We start from the raw sequence: 18,371 nt of genomic DNA, 5'->3' as shown, positions 1-18,371 counted from the left end.
ATTCCGTTTCTGTATCGGAACCGAAGAGTTACGCTGCGGGCTTTCGTCCGACTAGAACGGATAGACTGGATACATACATTGAAAGCATTGAATGATGTAGTTGACATGTCTTGCGATGATTCGCTGGTTTCGGCATGGGGAAACCGCGATTTTGATGCCGCCCCTCATCCTGACTTGTCGGAAAGGATCGTGGAAAGTAAATGAGCAACGTGGTGCGTTCTTCGTCGAGCCAGCGTCACAAGTCGCCGTACGGGCGGCTTTTCGCCATTCCTGGGGCCAAGGCGTTCTGTATTTCCGGAGCGGTGGCCAGGCTTCCGATCTCGATGATGAGCCTGGGGATCGTGCTTGCGTTGAACCATATGTACAACAACTGGACGATTGCCGGCACGATGAGCGCGGCCTACATCCTCGCCGTCGCCGTCGTCACGCCGTTCTACGCCCGTCTTTTCGACCGGTTCGGCCAGCGCAAGGTCGGCTGGCCCGCGCTGGTGGTCTCCGTGCTGTTCATGCTGGTTTTCGCGTTCGCCGCGTGGGCGCGCGTCTCCATTCCCGTCCTGTTCGTGCTGGCCATTTTGATGGGCCTGACCCAGTTCGCGTTCGGCGCGCTGGTGCGTACCCGCTGGGCCTACGCCCTACGCGACCCGAAAGACAGCGACCTGCTCGACACGGCCTATGCGCTCGAGGCCGGCATTGATGAGATGGTCTTTATTTTGGGCCCGATCCTCGCCGCAGGGCTCGCCACGTCGGTCAGCCCCGTCTCCCAGCTCTTTGTTCCCACTATCGCCTGCGCGCTCGGAGGAGCGGTTTTCTTCAGTCTTAAAGGCACCCAGCCGCCCGTTCTGGAAAGCGTGGCGGTCGTCGCGGCCTCTCCCACGGACGCCGACGTCAAGGCCGCCTCAGCCAATCGTGGCGGCGACGAAGGCCTGCGCCTCGAAGAGGACGGGGTGAGCCTCAAACAGCTGCACACCCACGCTCCGAAGCCCAAAAGCGTGCTGCTCTACGGCGGCGTGATTCCGCTGCTGGTCGTCTTCGTGGTCTTCAACATGAGCTTCAACGAGTTCGACGTCTCGGTCACCGCGATGATGAAGGCCATCGGCCGCAGCCAGTTCCTGGGGCTTCAGCTGGCCATGTTCGCCGTCGGCTCCTGCGTCGGTGCGTTCATCTTCGGCTCGCACAAACCCAAGGGCTCCAACTGGAAGCATATGGTGGTCTACCTGGCACTGCTGACCTGCGGCTACGTGCTCTGCCGCCTGGCGATGGACAACCTCATCCTGCTCGGCGTCTTCTCGGTGCTTTCCGGCTTGTGCGTCTCGCCGCTGTTCGCCACCGGCAACCTGATCATCAAAGACATCGTCCCGCCTACGAGCCTCACCGAAGGCCTCTCGTGGGTCACCACCGCCGGCACGGTCGGCACGTCCTTCGGCTCGTCGCTGGCCGGCATGGTGCTCGACGTCTCCAGTCCGCATGTCGGCCTGCTCCTGCCGATCGCCACCACCTTCGCCGCCGTGCCCCTGGCCGTGCTCGGCTGGGCTTTGGCGCGTAGACGCTGAGACGCAGTGACATCCCGAGTTGCTGATGGTGATATGTGGCGTGCGGAGTCAGGGATATACGTTTCGTGCCCCAATGCTGCCGTTGTAAAGCCGCAGTCGACGCAAGCCGCGGCCCACAATGTTCATTTCGCCTCATTTTCGTGTTGTTGGTGCCACCAAGTCCCCGTTTTTTGCCACATATAAGACCATATTCATTAAAAACGCCTTGCTTGGTGCACCAAGCAGGCCAAAATTGAGTGAATTCACACTCATTCTTATATAATTCGGGGTCTTGGTGGCACCAAGACCCCGAAAACGAGCGTGAATTTGTTATAAAAGAAAAATCGAGAATTGCATGATCCCGTGTATCGGTGATTTGCCGCTTTTTATCCGGTTATTGTGGTTTTGTTGCCAGATGCTGCGAGACTGCTGCATCTCCTGTATCGTCGGCGAAGGAGAAGGTTGTCGCCGTGCCTGATCATCTTTGCGTCAGTGAATGGTTCATGTGCCAATACTCGTTTGCCTGATGCCTGTTGCAACGCGGAGATGATGGTTTTGAAGATATCCGAATACGTGCCGAATTCGACAAGATCATAGAAGTCTTGGGCGTAGACGGTGATGATCTTCCATCCCGCTTTTCTGAGTCGTTGCCTTTTGTGCGTATCCGAGATTACCTGTGCCTTGTCGAAATGATATTGTCCGTCATATTCAATTCCGATATGGTGTTTCGGCCATGCGAGATCAATCGACCAGTTATGTCCTTCTTCAGGATCGGCAACCTGGGCATTGACTTTCAGACCGCCTAGGCCCAGTCTCGCTAACTGTATCCGTAGACGACTTTCCATTGATGAATCCGTATTCTCTCGCATAAAACTCAATGAGGTCGCGCATTTCTTCAATTGTGGTGTATTCGGGTGCAGCTTGTCCATAAACATTTGAAAATCACTGAGCGAAAGACGTCGAATGGCATGGTTCCCGCGCATCATGCTATCGCCGAGAACGATAAGCTCTGTCCAGTCGAGATAAGCGGCCATCTGCCACCAAACGAATACGGGCGGAACCGCTGAGATCACTTCGTCGACATCAATGGGTTCAAAATGGATTCTTGATGTATGGCAGGAGATGAGTTCGGCATTGGGCAATCGGTCGGCGTTGCTCCTGTCGGTGAGGATATGGATCTTATCCTGGTTGATGCTGGAATGTGAGGGCAGTTCAATGCGTAACAATTTGAGTGCCGTAGTGTGACAGGCGATTATCCCTTTGCCGAATATTGCTGTTAGGCCGTGAAGGGAGTCTGCCGTTTCATTGCGGATGGCATCGAGCTGTTGGTAAGCGATGCTTTGCGTATCATAAATGTTTGTCATGCATTCAAGCGTAAATGCTATTGCCTTCCGAGTGAAGCTAAAACGGGTACTGTGGTCGAATGCTCGGAGTTATCCACATTTCGGCGTGTCGTTCGGTTTTAAATGTGAAAAGTGCAATTTTAGGGTGGTCTTGGTGCACCAAGCGCATCGATATCAGGTAAATCGGCATCAATTCTTTAAAAATCGGCCATCTTGGTGCACCAAGATGGCGTTATTCTGGCAAATGACTCCTAAATCTGTTGAATTTCGCTCACTTGGTGGCACCAACATATACAAAATACAGGAAATGCGGGGGAGCGTGAGATTGTCGTTGTACGATTGACGATGAATTGTTTTTTAGGCTGGAAGGTAGGAGTGATGATCAGAGTTTCAGTGGTCGGTGCGCAGGGACGCATGGGCGGCAGTGTGGTCGAGGCGGTCAAGGCCGCGGACGATATGCAAGTCGCGCAGCAAGTCGGTGAGAATGACGATATCGCCGCCATTACGCCGGACAACACCGACGTAGCGGTGGAGTTCACCGTGCCGAACGCCTCACTGGATAATGTGCTGAAACTCGTGGCTCAAGGTGTCAACGTCGTGGTCGGTACCACCGGTTGGACCGCCGAGAAGCTCGATCAGGTCAAGGCCGCACTTGCCAAGGCACCGCGCCACGATCAGGCGGTCTTCATCGCCCCGAACTTCGCCATCTCCGCGGTCCTGGCCGACAAGTTCGCCGCGCAGGCCGCCAAATACTTCACGTCCGCCGAGGTCATCGAGCTGCACCACCCCGACAAGGTCGACGCCCCTTCCGGCACCGCCATCCACACCGCCCAGGCGATCGCCGAGGCCCGAAAGCAGGCCGGTTGCTCCCCGATGCCCGATGGTACGCAAGGTGAGGCGGCCTCGCGCGGTCAGGTCGTCGACGGTGTCCACGTCCATGCCGTGCGCTTGCAGGGCCTAAACGCCCACGAGGAAGTCCTGCTGGGCAACACCGGCGAGCAGCTCGTCATCCGCGCCGACAGCTTCGACCGCGCCTCCTTCATGTCCGGCGTCCTGTTGGCCGTGCGCAACCTCGCCTCCGGTTCCCACCCCGGCCTGACCGTAGGCCTCGACGCGTTCCTCGACCTTTAAGGTAGGGACGTTAAGCGTCCCGCCCGGCAAGTAGCGTTGAAGTATGAGTGAGTCTTCTATGCATCTTCTTGATCCGGCGCCATTCGGCCGTGTTATTCCCGCTATGGTCACGCCGATGCTCGGGGATGGTTCCATCGATTTCGAGGCATCCGCGGCATTGGCCAAGCATTTGGTCGCCTCCGGGGCCGACGGCCTGCTGGTCAACGGCACCACCGGTGAATCCCCGGTCACCCACATGGATGAGAAGGTCAAGCTCGTTGAAGTGGTCAAGGAGGCCGTCGACGTGCCGGTGATTTCCGGCGCGGGTTCCAACGACACCGCCCATACGGTACGTATGGTCGAGCAGACGCAGGAGGCCGGCGCCGACGCGGTGCTGGTGGTCGCTCCTTACTATTCCCGTCCTTCGCAGGAAGGCATTTTCCGCCATTATCAGGCGGTCAACGAATCGGCGGACAAGCCGATCATCGTCTACGACGTCCCAGGACGTACGGGCGTGCATCTTGAACTGGAGACCTACCGTCGGCTGGCCGGGCTCGAGAATATCAAGGCGGTCAAGGACGCCACGGGGGACATCGCCGGAGCGGTGCGCAAGCGTATGGAAACCGGTCTGACCTGGTACTCCGGCGACGACGCGCTGTTCTTGCCGTTCCTTTCCATCGGGGCCGTCGGCATCATTTCGGTGATTGCCCACGTCGCGTCCGACCCGATGCGCCAGCTCGCCGATGCCTTCGACCGCGGTGATATCCGTCAGGCCCAGCGCCTTGCGGTTCGTCTGGCCCCGCTGGTCGATGCCATCAACGGCACCGGATTCCAGGGTGTGCTCGCCAAGGCCGCGCTGCACGAGCGCGGATGGCTCGACGAGACCACGATGCGCCTGCCGAATGTCGGTCCGGGCCAAGCGGAATTTGAGCGTGCCCATCAGGGTATGGTCGCTGCCGGTATCCTGGATGCCTAGGTTTTAAGAAGGTTTTGACGATACAGCAAGGCAAAAGCACTACTCATTGCAGCGGGGAAGTCGGCGGCGCGTAAGCGTCCAGCGGGCTTTCGTCCGCTGTTTTTATACCTCGTCCACACACAGGTGCGGACACTAAGAAAACAGAAAACAGTTAAAGAATATGACAGAAACAAAAGAAAAAACTACCGCCACGCATCGCCGTGGCAGCGCCAGCAAGGCACGCGCTCGCAAAAGCGAAGAAGTTGCCGAGAATTCCGAAAAGCGCACGAGTGCCAAGAGCGGTGAGAAACGCACAAGCAGCAAGCGTAGCGAATCCCGTAGCTCCTCCCGTTCGGGCGGACGTCGGTCGAGCGGCTCGAATTCGTCTCGTGCCCCACGTGGCGGAAGCCGCTCTGGTGGCCGCCGTTCCAACCCGCGTACGGTTTCGCGCACTCCCGGCACCTCGCCCAACCAGGACGCCGTGCTGATCGCCCCGCCGAAGTACCGCAAGGGCTCGATGCGTATCGTCCCGCTCGGCGGCTTGGGTGAAATCGGCCGCAACATGAACGTGGTCGAATACAACGGCCATCTGCTGCTGGTCGATTGCGGTGTGCTCTTCCCCGACGAGGAGCAGCCCGGCGTCGATCTCATCCTCCCTGATTTCAGCTATATCAAGGACAGGCTTGACGATATCGAGGCGCTCGTGCTGACCCACGGTCACGAAGACCACATCGGCGGCGTGCCCTACCTGCTGAACCTTCGCCCTGACATCCCGCTGATCGGCTCGAAGCTCACGCTCGCCTTCGTCAAGGCCAAGTGCGAGGAGCATCATCAGAACCCGCGTTGCGTCGAGGTCAACGGCCGCGACAAGCTCAAGGTCGGCCCGTTCAACCTCGAGTTCGTCGCCGTCACGCACTCCATCCCGGATGCATTGGCTGTGTGCATCAACACGCCTGCCGGCACCGTCATCGACACCGGCGACTTCAAACTCGACCAGCTGCCCATCGACCATCGTATTACAGATTTGGTGGAATTCGGCAAGCTCGGCGAGAAGGGCGTCGACCTGGTGATGGTCGATTCCACCAACGCCGAGGTCCCCGGCTTCGTGCGTCCCGAAAGCACCATCGGCCCCGAGCTCGAGCGTGCCTTCAGCGAGGCTACCCGCAAGATCATCGTCGCCAGCTTCTCCAGCCACGTCCACCGCGTCCAGCAGGTCGTCGACGCCGCGCACAAGGTCGGCCGCAAGGTCGTCTTCGTTGGCCGTTCGATGGTGCGCAACATGTCCATCGCCGCCGATCTCGGCTATCTGCATATCCCCGAAGGCACCGTGGTCGATCTGAAGAAGGCCAAGGATATTCAAGACAACAAGCTGGTCTACATGTGCACCGGTTCGCAGGGCGAGCCGATGGCCGCGCTCGGCCGCATCGCCGACGGCACCCACCGCGACATCACCATCAACGAGTTCGACACCGTCGTGATGGCCAGCTCCCTCATTCCCGGCAACGAGAACGAGGTCTACGGCATGATCAACAAGCTCGTCCAGAAGGGCGCGCGCGTGGTCAACCGCGACAACGCGAAGATCCACGTCTCCGGCCACTCCAACGAAGGCGAGCTCACCTACTTCTACAACATCCTGAAGCCCAAGTGCGTCATGCCGATCCACGGAGAGAACCGCCACCTGGTCGCCAACGGCCTGGTGGCCGTCAAGACCGGCGTCGATCCGAAGAACGTCGTGCTCGCCGAGGACGGCGATGTGGTCGATCTCTATCACGGCCAGGCCGCGGTCGTCGGTTCTGTGCCGTGCGCCTACGTCTACGTCGATGGCGATACCGTCGGTGAGCTGACCGACGACGAGCTCGAGAAGCGCAAGATCCTCGGCACCGAAGGCTTCGTTTCCATCTTCGCCGTGGTCGATACCGACGCCAAGAACGTCATCTCCGGCCCGAAGGTCTATATGAACGCGATTCCCGATGACGAGAGCGATCTCGACAAGGTGCGTCGCCAGATCGTCGGTCAGCTCGAGGACGCGATGATGCAGGGCACCCACGATACCCACAAGCTCCAGCAGATCATGCGCCGCACCATCGGTGGCTGGGTCTCCCGTCAGCTTCATCGCAAGCCGATGATCGTCCCGGTCGTCGCCGACATCGCCCACGACGTGATCGACGGCACCCCGTCCGGCAAGTGAGGCTGAGCCCGTTGTACTTGGGCTTTGTCCGATTTCGACAATACCGTCGAACCGAATCCAAGTAACTAGTGTTGCATTTCCCCGGTAGGCTTCGCGCTTGCCGGGGAAATTGCTATGTGAACGTTTCCCGAACCTCTCGCAGGCAGACGTGGTCCGTGGCTTTCGGCGGGATACAGTATTGAGCTTGGAATTGGCAACGCTGACTTGCAGACGGCCGAAACCGCCGCGGTGCGGGTTGGTATGTATGTTCTTTACGGCAATGATATGAAAAAGAAAACGATACGGACCATGAGGATTGAACGTATGAAAAAGATATTTCCTGCCACAGCGATTGGCGCATTGGTTCTGTTGATCATCGGTACGTTCGCCGATCTGCGCATCGATCAGGCGCTGTACATGCCCGGTAATGGTTTTTCGGCGTTCTTTGAGCGGCTGGCTCCGCTTATCGGCGCGACCGTACTGATGATTGGTGCGGCGTTGCTCTTCTGGACCTACAGATTCGTACGAGAGAATCTTGCGAAACTTGTGCTTTCAGGCCTTGTCTACCTCGGTTCGACGTTGTTGGGACTCGCATTGTGTTACAAATACTGCCATCTGTTCGGCGTCGCCTACGGCGTCATCGTCGCCATCCTGATCGCCGCCATCGTCTATAAGATTCCCGACGAGTTGAAGCGGCGCTATCGCTGGGCCGGCATCGTGATCGTGGCGGTGTTCCTGTGTTCGATGGGTGTGCTGGAAGTCGCCAAAATCCTCTGGGGCCGTGTCCGTTTCCGCGCGATGCAGGGCGATCTTGACCTGTTCACGCCGTGGTATCACCCGAACGGCAAGCACTATCTCGTCGCCGCTGGTGGTGTGGCCGACAATATCAAATCCTTCCCCTCCGGCCATTCCCTGTGGGCCGGCTCAACCTTGTCGCTCTGCCTGCTCGCCCTGGTCGAGCCGCGCTGGAAAAGCAAGGAGGGCATGGTTTTTGGGCTTGCGCTGGTTTACGCGTTGGTCGTCATGTTGAGCCGTATGATGCAAGGCGCCCATTTCCTCTCCGACGTCACCGTCGGTTTCGCCCTGCCGCTGCTCGCGCTCTGGCTGGCGCGCCATCTGCTGCTCAAGCAGCTTGCGCAGCACTATCCGCAAGAATATGCGCTGGTATGACTGGTTCATACAGGATAGATTGATACGCAATTAATAAGAGCGGTGGCTACCAGGCTTGGTGGTCGCCGCTCTGATATTGTTTGTTATTTCACCGCGGAAACGTAGACCTTGTGGCTGCGGGGGAACTCGCGCTTGAACGCCTGTTTGACGGCGTGCTTGCATTCGTGGACGTCGTGCTTGTCCGAAGTGAAGGCCGTGCTTTCCTCGCGATAGCCCAGCTCGTGCAGAATCAGGCCGTTTCCGTCGTGTTCGAGGCAGAGCGAACGGTCTTTTTTGGCGGTCCAGAACGTGAGTTTTTTATATTCCGATTTCGCCGGCGTCGCGTTCTCCATCATGCTCAGCGCTTGTTTCACAGGAATCAGTCGCATAGCCCGGCCTCCTTCAGATCTCGTTCGAGCATATGGGTGAATTCGTCTTTCTGCAGCACCGAGGAGATGAAGAGCACATCGATATCGGTGTTGTTTTCGTTGACGACGAACGCGACCCGCGCCGAGCCCGTGCGTTTGAGATTGATACGGCATTCGTAGACGCATTGCCCGTTCACTCGCGCCGACACCGCGCGCTTGACCTTCGACATTCCGGTCTCCAGCTGCGTCGCCAGGGCCTTTTCAATGCAGGCTTTGATGGTCTTTTCGTCATCGCGATGCTTTTTGAAAAACTGCTTGCACCCCGAGCGTTCATAGCTAATGTTCATGGTGACACAGCTTTCCCGATATTCTCTCAACTCTTTTAGCATAAAGCGCTGCTAGACATCATTGACCGTATTGTCCCGATTTTGCGTGTGTCCATGACCCGTCGCGAGATTTTTTGGGGGTATATCCCGACCTTGAAATCGACGTCCAATCATGGCTTTGGCTGAAAATACTGTCCGGTGACGGCTCCGGCTGGCATAATGGAATTATCGTATTATTTCCCAATCTCAAAAGGAGCGAAATGCCAGGAGCGAATCTTACCCGTGTCGAGGCCGAGGAACGCAAGTCGATCATCACCGGTCCGGTCAGCTATCATGTTGACCTTGACCTTACGAAGGGGCCGAAGAATTTCCCGTCAGTTGCCGTCATCACGTTTGACGCGAAAGCCGGGAGTTCCAGCTTCGCTGACCTCATCGCCGACGAGGTCAGCATCATCGAGCTCAACGGCGAAACGCTCGATCCGTCGAAGTATTACGTCGACAATCGCATTGAGCTGCCGGCTCTCTTGGAACACAACACCCTGAAGGTCGTCTCCTCCTGCCAGTACTCCACCACGGGCGAGGGCCTGCACCGCTCGGTCGACCCGGCCGACGACAACGTCTACCTCTACTCCCAGTTCGAGGTGCCGGACGCCCGCCGCGTCTATGCCGTCTTCGACCAGCCCGACATCAAGGCCACTTTCGACTTCGAGGTCACCGCGCCCGCTTCCTGGCTCGTCACCTCCAACATGCCGGTGGCCTCCACCGCCGAGCTTGACGCGATGACCGAGGAAGGCACGCTGCAGTCGCATCCGGCCGAGCGCACCAAGCGTTGGATCTTCGAGACCACCCCCAAGATGAGTTCCTACCTCACCGCGATTTGCGCCGGCCCGTATGCGCAGTGGCACACCACTTACGCCAACGAGGACGGTCGCACCGTGCCGATGGCCCAGTATTGCCGCCAGTCCTTGAAGGATGATTTTGCCAAAGACGCGGACTATCTCTTCGACATCACCAAGAAGGGCTTCGCTTTCTATGCCAAGACCTGGGGCGTGCCGTATCCGTATGCCAAGTTCGACCAGATCTACGTGCCTGAATACAACGCGGGCGCCATGGAGAACATCGGCATGGTCACCATCCGCGACTCCTACGTCTTCGGCTCCAAGGTCACCGACGCGCTGGCCGAGCGCCGCGTCGTCACCGTCCTGCACGAGCTGGCGCACATGTGGTTTGGCGACCTGGTGACGATGAAGTGGTGGAACGACCTGTGGTTGAACGAGTCCTTCGCCGAGTTCATGTCCTCCTTGTCCACCGCCGAGGCCACCGATTGGACCGATTCCTGGGCCACCTTCACCTCCGGCGAGAAGAGCTGGGCCCTGAACCAGGACCAGCTGCCGACCACTCACCCGATCACCGCGCCGATCAACGACCTGCACGACACCGAGGTCAACTTCGACGGCATCACCTACGCCAAGGGCGGCTCCGTGCTGAAGCAGCTGGTGGCCTACGTCGGCCGTGAGAAGTTCTTCAAGGGCATCAACAGCTACTTGAACAAGCACAAGTACGACAACGCCACGCTGAAGGACCTGCTGGTCGAGCTCGAGGCCGCGAGTGGCCGCGACCTGAAGACCTGGAGCAAGCAGTGGCTCGAGGAATCCGGCATCAACACCATCTCGGCCGACGTCGAGGAGAACGGCGACGGCACCATCAAGTCGCTCACGCTGACGCAGACCGCGCCAGCCGATCACCCGGTGCTGCGCGCGCACCGCATGGCCATCGGCTTCTACAACCGCGACGCGGCGACCGGCAAGATCGTGCGTACCGACCGCATCGAGCTCGACGTCACCGGCGAGACCACCGTGGCCGCCGAAGCCGCCGGCAAGAAGCGCCCCGACTTCATCATGCTCAACGACGATGACCTGACCTACACCAAACTGCGCTTCGATGGCAAGTCCAGTGAGTTCGCTGCCGAACATCTCTTCGAGTTCGACGATGCCCTGGCTCGTGCCGTGGTGTGGCTGGCCTTCTGGGACATGACCCGCGACGCGCAGTTCCCGGCCGAGCGCTTCCTCGACCTGAGCCTGAAGATGCTCTCCACCGAGCACGAGTCCACCACCTTCCGCTACGCGCTGCGCTGCCTGAAGATCACCGCCACGCAGTATGTGGCTCCCGCCCGCCGCGAGGCCGTGCGTAAGCACGTCGCCGAGGGCCTGTGGGACCTGGCCAACGCGGCCGAGGCCGGCAGCGACGAACAGTTCCAGCTCGTCAGCGCCTATCTGGACTACGGCGCTCAGGGCGACGCCCCGTTCGTCTCCAACGTCAAGGGCCTGCTCTCCGGGTCGCTCAAGCTCAAGGGCCTCGAGATCGACAACAACATGCGCTGGGCGCTCACCAAGGCGCTCGCCGCCGTGGGCGAGATGGACAACGAGGCGATCGACGCGGAACTGAAGCTGCGCGACACCACCGACAACCGTGAGTTCGCCTACGGCGCCAAGGCCTCTGTGCCGACAGCCGTTGCCAAGGCATGGGCCTGGGACGCCTCCATCCGCGACCTGAGCCTGACCAACTCCCAGCTCGAGGCCGCGGCGCTCGGCTTCTCCGGCAATCTGAGCGGCAAGCTCGCCGAGCCCTATGCCGCCAAGTATTTCGAGACCGCCGACTGGATCTGGGAGAACCGCACCTTCCACATGGCCGAGTCGCTCTTGAACGACCTCTACCCGGCGTATGCGGACGCCACAGAGCTGGTTCGCCTGGGTGACGAGTGGCTCGATGCCCACCAGGACGCCGCGCGCGCCCTGCGCAACATCATCATCGGCAACGTCGAGTCCTCCCGCCGCGCGGTGAAGGTCGCCGCCTACAACGCCAGCCTGAAGTAATTCGTCTGGTAACAGCCACAGAAGTGAAACCCCGCCGCATGTAATCCGCGGCGGGGTTTCGCATACATGGCCACTACGCCCGGAACCTGTTCACCGCCAGTCAGGCGAGTCTGGGCAAATGCGACGAAATCGGGCAGTGTTGCGGGGCGGTGCGGCGCACGTGAAGTCTCTTGAGTAAGATGAAGTCCAGTACTATTCGTGCAAGCGGAGGATAAAAGCAGCATGCCTAATATGTTTGGAACCGATGGCGTTCGCGGACTGGCGAACAGGGATTTGACCGCAAGGCTGGCGCTCGACCTGGGCGACGCGGCGGTGCGTGTGCTTGGCGATTCGTCCGGAACCGAGGAAGAGCACAAGGAGGGCCGTCGGCGTGCGTTGATCGGCCGTGACACCCGTGTTTCCGGCGATTTTCTCGCTTCGGCGCTCGCGGCGGGCATGAGCGCTGGCGGCTTCGATGTCATCGACGCCGGCATTATCCCGACTCCCGGCGTGGCGTATCTGACCAGCGAACTCAACGTCGAAATGGGCGCTGTCATCTCCGCTTCTCACAACCCCATGCCCGACAACGGCATCAAGTTCTTCGCTCGCGGCGGCTTCAAGTTGCCGGACAAGAAGGAGGACGAGATTGAAGCGGTGCTTGGCAAGGATTGGGATCGTCCGACGGGTGCCGGCGTAGGCCGCGTAAGTCATGACATCAATACCGCCACCAATATGTATATCGACCATCTGGTCAGTGCCATCGCGCCGATTGCGCCCGACAAGACCCAGCCCAAGCCGCTGAAGGGCCTGAAGATCGTGGCCGATTGCGCCAATGGCGCCACTTCCGTGGTCGCGCCCGAGGCCTTGCGTCGTGCCGGAGCCGAGGTGCTGGTCATCAACGCTTCGCCTGACGGCTACAACATCAACAAGAAGGCCGGTTCCACCCACCCCGAGCAGCTGCAGGCGATGGTCAAGGCCTCCGGTGCCGCGATGGGCGTGGCCTTCGACGGTGACGCGGACCGCTGCCTGGCTGTGGACGAAGACGGCAATATGGTCAACGGCGATCAGGAAATGGGCATCCTCGCGCGTGCCAAGAAGCGCGAAGGCAAGCTCAACCACAATACGCTGGTGGTCACCGTGATGAGCAACCTCGGTCTCAAGCTGGCGCTGAAAGACATGGGCATCTCGACGGTGCAGACCAACGTCGGCGACCGCTACGTCCTTGAGGAAATGCTCAAGGGCGATTATTCCATCGGCGGTGAGCAGTCCGGCCACGTCATCAACCGTGAGTTCGCCACCACCGGCGACGGCACGCTGACCGCGCTCACCCTGTGCAACGAGGTCGTCAAGTCCGGCAAGTCCTTGAAGGAACTCGCCGCCGACTTCCCGCAGCTGCCGCAGCAGCTCATCAACGTTCCCAAGGTCGACAAGAAGGCCGCGCCCACCAACGCCAAGGTGCAGGACGCCGTCGCGCGCGAGGAGAAGCTGCTCGGCAACACCGGCCGCGTGCTGCTGCGTCCCAGTGGCACCGAACCGCTGGTCCGCGTGATGGTCGAGGCTGAAACGCAACAGCAGGCCGATGAGGTCTGCCAGCGTCTGGCCGCCGTGGTCGCGCAGGAGCTGGCGATCTGATGTTCTCCCGAAATTCCAAAGTCGACACCGAACTCAATCGTGCGGTCGAGCACCTGATCAAAACCGGCGGCAAGGAGAAGATTCTGCCCATCGTGCAGATGGGGGAGCCCGTGCTGCGTCAGAATGCGGTGGAATATGATGGCCAGCTGAGCAAGCGCACGCTATCTAAACTCATTGAGGCCATGCGCGTCACGATGCTTGAGGCGCCGGGCGTCGGCCTGGCTGCCCCGCAGATCGGTCTCGGCCTGCGTATCGCTGTGGTGGAAGACCATGTGCGCGTCGGCGGCAGGGGAGTCGACGACAACCCCGAAGGTCATGTCGGTGGCAACAACGGCCAGGATACGCCAGACGTAGAGAACAGCGTGACCGATGACGACAACGAAAACGTCATCGACGACACGAACGATCCGCGCGAAATCGCCGAATTCCCGTTCCGTGCCATCATCAATCCGACCTATGAACCCATCGGCTCCGAGCAGCGCAGCTTCTACGAAGGCTGCCTGAGCTTCTCCGGCTATCAGGCTGTTCGCCGTCGTTGGCTCGACATCGTCGCCCGTTGGCAGGACGAGGATGGCAACAAACACGAGGAACGCCTGCACGGCTGGCCGGCCCGCATCTTCCAGCACGAAACCGATCATTTAAGCGGCGAGGTCTACATCGATCAGGCCGAGATCCGTTCTTTGGCGACCGACGAAAATCTCGAGGATTATTGGTGCGAAGACCCGGTTCCGGCAGATGCCGCCAAGGAGCTGGGTTTCAAGCTTGCCTAGCGTCGGTTGTGCTTCTTGCTGAGTTTCCTTGCTGTCGATATCTTTCTCGGATTACGCGAACGATCCAAGATTCGACTTGGCGCATTTTCCTTACGGACTATGCGCCTTCGGTGCCTTATGAGGTTCCGTTCTTCGTCCTTTCCTCATAGATGGTGAGTGCCTCGTGCCAGGAATGTGTGTGGTATTTGCCCATGATGTGGCTTCGATGCGAATAAACGGTGTTGGAGGAAATACTCAGATGCTCGGCGACCTCGTCCGTTCCCATTCCTTGCGAGCACAGATTGATGACGCGTAATTCGGCCGGTGAGAGAGGCAGGGGCTTTTGTTGAAAGCGCAGTGTAGCAGTCATACGCTCCTGTGTCTGTACTAGGTCGTTATCGCCGGATGAATCAGCGCTTTGAAGATTTACGGACGCAGGGAGTGCATCGCCATAGCGGCCTTGAGTTGCAATCCGTTGTTGAATTGGTGTGTTCGGATTTGTCAATTGATCTGTTTGGCAGGCAACGTGTTCAGGGTCTGAAGCCACGCCTTTGTGGGTAGTCCGTGTTTGCCGCCTGTTGGGGTCGTCATCGTCGTTTGCCGAACGATGAGGATTGTGGGATTTCCGTTCCCGCTGTTTGCGGCGTTGTGTCGTTTGCCTGTTTGTGCAATGAGAGGGAGGGATGGTCCTTTTCGGTTCGAGCGGCTGGGTAGGAGGATGCAATATCTTTTGGTGATAGATCTCTTTGAGCTCGGCAGGAAGTGCGTGGTTCAGCTCGGCCTTGTTGATAATGCAGCGAAGATACTGTTGGGAAGCGGTCGAATTGATGTGTCTGTTGATGTGGGCGGTGATGCCGATGAGAATGATGTCTGGTCGGGAATCCTTGATTGTTTTCAGAGTGGGTTCAATAATGTCGCTGTTGACGGATAAATCGATGATGAGTACATCAGGTTGACGAGGAGAATATAGACATTGGTGAATCCCCGCGTCGAGTTTTGTCGTCGGCCATATTTTGATATGGCAGCCGTCGCGATTTTGGACACTGCCCACGATGCTGGCTTCGTGCTCCAATGCGCAGGGGTCATCGTCGATGATGACAATACGTAGTTCGCGTCTTGGCGATGATTGTGCCTCTTCCATGACTCGATTTTATATAAATGTGTTGCAAAACGCCAATTATTTAGACAAAATTCAAGATTTCTTGATTTTTTATGAATTTCTGTCTTCTCATTTGACATTTGCAAATATTGTGCAAGTCAAGGTCTCATCCGTTGACCAGCTGGCTGGCGCGCTGGTAGGAGATGCCCATGGCTTGGCCGATTTGCCGCAAGGTGAGGCCGACCTGACGCAATCCTTTCGCGGCTTTGCGGGATTCCTGCGCCGCCAGCGTATTCGCTTTCTTGGACTGCTCGCGGTAGCGTTTCATGGCCTCCAGGTGCGCCTCCACCTCTTCGGGGAACTTCACTTCTTTCGTCATGGCGAAGTTTTGGTCCCCGGTCATGATCTCGATGAGGTCGCGAGCCATGTCGTCCACTTCGCTGAGTTTGCGTGCCTGGGTCACCCCGACACCGGGAATGGTGAGTATCCAGTATTTCTCGCCCGCTTCGATGGTAACTGGATAACTCTCTTTGTGTACTGTCGGTTTGCCGTCGGCGGTCGTCCCCAGATAGTCTTTCTTTATGAATCTCCTTCTCATTTCAGCCAGTCCTTTCCTAATTTGACCGATGCCTCTTTAATGATTTGTCGGGCGGTATTTTTTTCAAGATCGTTATGTCGGGGTATAGGGATTATCACATCGTCTAGATAGAAAATCTCGTGGTTTCCTCCCTGTCGTTCCCGTATCTCTATACCCTTTGCCCTGGCTTCTTTGCGCATCTGTTTGATGAGCCATTTTCGTAAGACCATATATTAAACCCTCCACTAGATATAAAACACAATCCTGCACTTGTATAAAATTGCAATTCCACACTAGACAAAATATGATGATGTATTGCTTTCGTCTGTTCTTCGTAGCTTAGAGAATTCGGCTCGCAAACCGTGCCAAAAACGGGTGCTGTGGTCGGATGCTCCTGGTTATCCACATTCTCGGGCGTGTCGTTTTGGTTTATCCACGGTTTGCCGGTCTCGAGCTCTGGTTATCCACATGATCGTTGTCCGTGTGATTGTGGTGAACACAAAGTTCGATTTATCGATTGGGTTCCGGCAGAAGGATGGGCATCGGTCAGGTTCCGGTTAAGGGTGAGGTATCGGCCAGATTCCGAAGGAAAACCGTAAATCCGGCGCAACGTTGCGAAAACGCGGACTTGGCAACGGCTGCGTGTAAGATAGGGACTATCAAGATGTGAGCGTTCACATTATCGGCGATACGATATCGCTGCGTTCATGCGGTACTTGTGGGCTGGAGGAATATGCTCGTGGCGATTGACGGGGCACGTGCTTTGTCGCAGGCGACGGCAAATTCCCTGCAAACGCCGTAGCCAGAGCGATAGTAAAGGAGCTAGATCACCATGACAGTTGCATTAGACACCACGGAACACGTGGCGGCGATAGCCGAAAAGATACGCGCGGGCAAAACCTCGCTGGGTATCGAATTCGGCTCGACCCGTATCAAGGCCGTACTCATCGACGACACGTATTCGACGATTGCCGCCGGCGACCACGGCTGGGAGAACCACCTGGAAAACGGCCTGTGGACCTACTCGCTCGACGAGGTGTGGTCCGGCCTGCAGGCGGCGTACGCCTCGCTCGCCTACGACGTCGAGAACGCCTACGGCGAGAAGCTGACCAAGATCGGCACGATGGGCTTCTCCGCGATGATGCACGGCTATCTCGCCTTCGATAAGGACGGCAAGCTGCTCGTGCCCTTCCGCACCTGGCGCAATTCCAACACGCACGACGCCCACGAAAAGCTCTCCCAGCTCTTCCAGTACAACATCCCCGAGCGTTGGTCCATCGCCCATCTTTACCAGTGCATCCTCAACAAGGAGGAGCACGTCCCGTCCGTCGCGTTCTTCACCACGCTGGCCGGCTACGTCCACTGGAAGCTCACGGGCAAGAAGGTGCTCGGCATCGACGACGCGTCCGGCATGTTCCCGATCGACCCCGAGACCCACGGCTTCAACAAGCATATGCTCGCCCAGTTCTCCGCGCTGCCCGAGGTCGCCTCGCAGCCTTGGAAGATCGAGGACTTGCTGCCGACACCGCTGGTGGCGGGAAGCGACGCAGGAACGCTGACGGCTGAAGGCGCGAAGCTGCTCGACCCGACCGGTACCCTGCAGCCCGGCACGCCGCTGGCACCGCCTGAAGGCGATTCCGGCACCGGCATGGTGGCCACCAACTCCGTGCGCGTGGGCACCGGCAACGTCTCGGCCGGCACCTCCATCTTCGCCTCCGTCGTGCTCGACCATCCGCTCGAACGCCTGCACCCGGAAGTCGACCTGGTCTCCACCCCGGCCGGCGACCCGTGCGGCATGAGCCACGCCAACAACTTCACCTCCGACTTGAACGCGTGGATGAAGGTATTCAGCGAGTTCGCCAAGGCCATCGGCACCCCGCTCGACGCCGGCACACTCTACGGCACGCTGTTCCGCACGGCAATCGGCCCGGACGCCGACGCCGACGCCGGCGGTCTGATCAACTACTGCTTCTATTCCGGCGAATTCCTGGCAGGGCTCGAAGAAGGCCGCCCGGTCTTCGCCCGTGGCCCCGAAAGCAAGATGAGCCTTGCGAACTTCATGCGTGCCCAGCTCTTCGGCGCGTTCTCGCCGGTCAAGATCGGCATGGACATCATGACCAAGGACGAGCACGTCAAGGTCGACTCGATGGTCGGCCACGGCGGCATCTTCACCACCCCGAAGGTGGCGCAGAAGATTCTCGCCGCCGCGTTCAACACCCCCATCAAGGTCATGTCGACGGCGGCCGAAGGCGGGGCTTGGGGCATGGCAGTGCTCGCCGATTACCTCTGGCACAAGGACACCCCGCTGGATGTCTATCTCGACCAGCGTGTATTCGCCGATGCCGCATCGACCACCGAAGAACCCGACCCGAAGGACGTCGCTGGCTTCGAGGACTTCTTCGCCCGGTTCACGCGCGCGCTGCCGATCGAAAAGGCCGCCATCAAGACCATCGATCTGGAAAGCTGAGAATTTTGGTTAACGCCGCGTTCAGGCCGTTCAATGAATTCGAACGTC

The 18,371-nt window shown here is 58.7% G+C and carries 15 protein-coding genes; 9 read left to right on the top strand and 6 right to left on the bottom strand.

The window, feature by feature from the left end; genetic code table 11:
• The first annotated feature begins 200 nt into the window (after positions 1-200).
• Entirely contained in the window at positions 201-1,550 is a 1,350-nt protein-coding gene (locus OZX75_RS05365; protein ID WP_277145645.1) for an MFS transporter, read from the top strand.
• Positions 1,551-1,915: 365 nt separating this feature from the next.
• On the opposite strand, the gene OZX75_RS05360 is transcribed toward OZX75_RS05365, so the two are convergent.
• Entirely contained in the window at positions 1,916-2,893 is a 978-nt protein-coding gene (locus OZX75_RS05360) for an endonuclease domain-containing protein (RefSeq protein ID WP_277145644.1), read from the bottom strand.
• 357 nt (positions 2,894-3,250) lie between these two features.
• Here OZX75_RS05360 and dapB point away from each other — a divergent pair, with 357 nt between their 5' ends.
• The 4 genes from dapB (at position 3,251) to OZX75_RS05340 (ending at position 8,274) form a co-directional block, all read left to right on the top strand.
• On the top strand, positions 3,251-4,003 hold the full coding sequence (gene dapB, locus OZX75_RS05355) for a 4-hydroxy-tetrahydrodipicolinate reductase (protein ID WP_277145643.1): 753 nt from the start codon (positions 3,251-3,253) through the stop codon (positions 4,001-4,003).
• Between the two features lie 43 nt (positions 4,004-4,046).
• A complete protein-coding gene (gene dapA / locus OZX75_RS05350; RefSeq protein ID WP_277145642.1) occupies positions 4,047-4,958 on the top strand; it encodes a 4-hydroxy-tetrahydrodipicolinate synthase in 912 nt (303 codons plus the stop codon).
• 160 nt (positions 4,959-5,118) lie between these two features.
• A complete protein-coding gene (locus tag OZX75_RS05345) occupies positions 5,119-7,125 on the top strand; it encodes a ribonuclease J (RefSeq protein WP_277145641.1) in 2,007 nt (668 codons plus the stop codon).
• A gap of 303 nt (positions 7,126-7,428) precedes the next feature.
• A complete protein-coding gene (locus OZX75_RS05340; RefSeq protein ID WP_277145640.1) occupies positions 7,429-8,274 on the top strand; it encodes a phosphatase PAP2 family protein in 846 nt (281 codons plus the stop codon).
• An 83-nt stretch (positions 8,275-8,357) separates the two neighbouring features.
• On the opposite strand, the gene OZX75_RS05335 is transcribed toward OZX75_RS05340, so the two are convergent.
• Positions 8,358-8,642 (bottom strand): hypothetical protein, encoded by a 285-nt coding sequence (locus OZX75_RS05335; RefSeq protein ID WP_277145639.1) that lies wholly within the window; start codon positions 8,640-8,642, stop codon positions 8,358-8,360.
• The gene (locus tag OZX75_RS05330) at positions 8,633-8,968 is read right to left on the bottom strand and encodes a hypothetical protein (RefSeq protein WP_277145638.1); all 336 of its coding nucleotides are present in this window, start codon (positions 8,966-8,968) and stop codon (positions 8,633-8,635) included. The genes OZX75_RS05335 and OZX75_RS05330 overlap by 10 nt, the downstream gene beginning before the upstream one ends.
• 239 nt (positions 8,969-9,207) lie before the next feature.
• On the opposite strand from OZX75_RS05330, the gene pepN reads away from it, so the two are divergent.
• From pepN to OZX75_RS08645, 3 genes are all read left to right on the top strand, one after another.
• On the top strand, positions 9,208-11,820 hold the full coding sequence (gene pepN / locus OZX75_RS05325) for an aminopeptidase N (protein ID WP_277145637.1): 2,613 nt from the start codon (positions 9,208-9,210) through the stop codon (positions 11,818-11,820).
• A gap of 222 nt (positions 11,821-12,042) precedes the next feature.
• On the top strand, positions 12,043-13,431 hold the full coding sequence (gene glmM / locus OZX75_RS05320; RefSeq protein ID WP_277145636.1) for a phosphoglucosamine mutase: 1,389 nt from the start codon (positions 12,043-12,045) through the stop codon (positions 13,429-13,431).
• A complete protein-coding gene (locus tag OZX75_RS08645) occupies positions 13,431-14,201 on the top strand; it encodes a peptide deformylase (RefSeq protein WP_277145635.1) in 771 nt (256 codons plus the stop codon). The genes glmM and OZX75_RS08645 overlap by 1 nt, the downstream gene beginning before the upstream one ends.
• Before the next feature lie 115 nt (positions 14,202-14,316).
• On the opposite strand, the gene OZX75_RS05310 is transcribed toward OZX75_RS08645, so the two are convergent.
• From OZX75_RS05310 to OZX75_RS05300, 3 genes are all read right to left on the bottom strand, one after another.
• Entirely contained in the window at positions 14,317-15,321 is a 1,005-nt protein-coding gene (locus OZX75_RS05310; RefSeq protein WP_277145634.1) for a helix-turn-helix transcriptional regulator, read from the bottom strand.
• Positions 15,322-15,445: 124 nt separating this feature from the next.
• Positions 15,446-15,877 (bottom strand): hypothetical protein, encoded by a 432-nt coding sequence (locus OZX75_RS05305; protein WP_277145633.1) that lies wholly within the window; start codon positions 15,875-15,877, stop codon positions 15,446-15,448.
• Positions 15,874-16,056 (bottom strand): type II toxin-antitoxin system HicA family toxin, encoded by a 183-nt coding sequence (locus tag OZX75_RS05300; RefSeq protein WP_277147439.1) that lies wholly within the window; start codon positions 16,054-16,056, stop codon positions 15,874-15,876. Before OZX75_RS05300 ends, OZX75_RS05305 begins: the two co-directional genes overlap by 4 nt.
• Positions 16,057-16,688: 632 nt before the next feature.
• Here OZX75_RS05300 and OZX75_RS05295 point away from each other — a divergent pair.
• Complete coding sequence (locus OZX75_RS05295; RefSeq protein WP_277145632.1) at positions 16,689-18,323, top strand: xylulokinase; 1,635 nt, start codon at positions 16,689-16,691, stop codon at positions 18,321-18,323.
• Positions 18,324-18,371 lie beyond the last annotated feature (48 nt).

Source organism: Bifidobacterium sp. ESL0800 (assembly GCF_029395355.1).
Lineage (GTDB): Bacteria > Actinomycetota > Actinomycetes > Actinomycetales > Bifidobacteriaceae > Bifidobacterium.
This window is presented reverse-complemented; position numbering and strand designations above follow the sequence as displayed.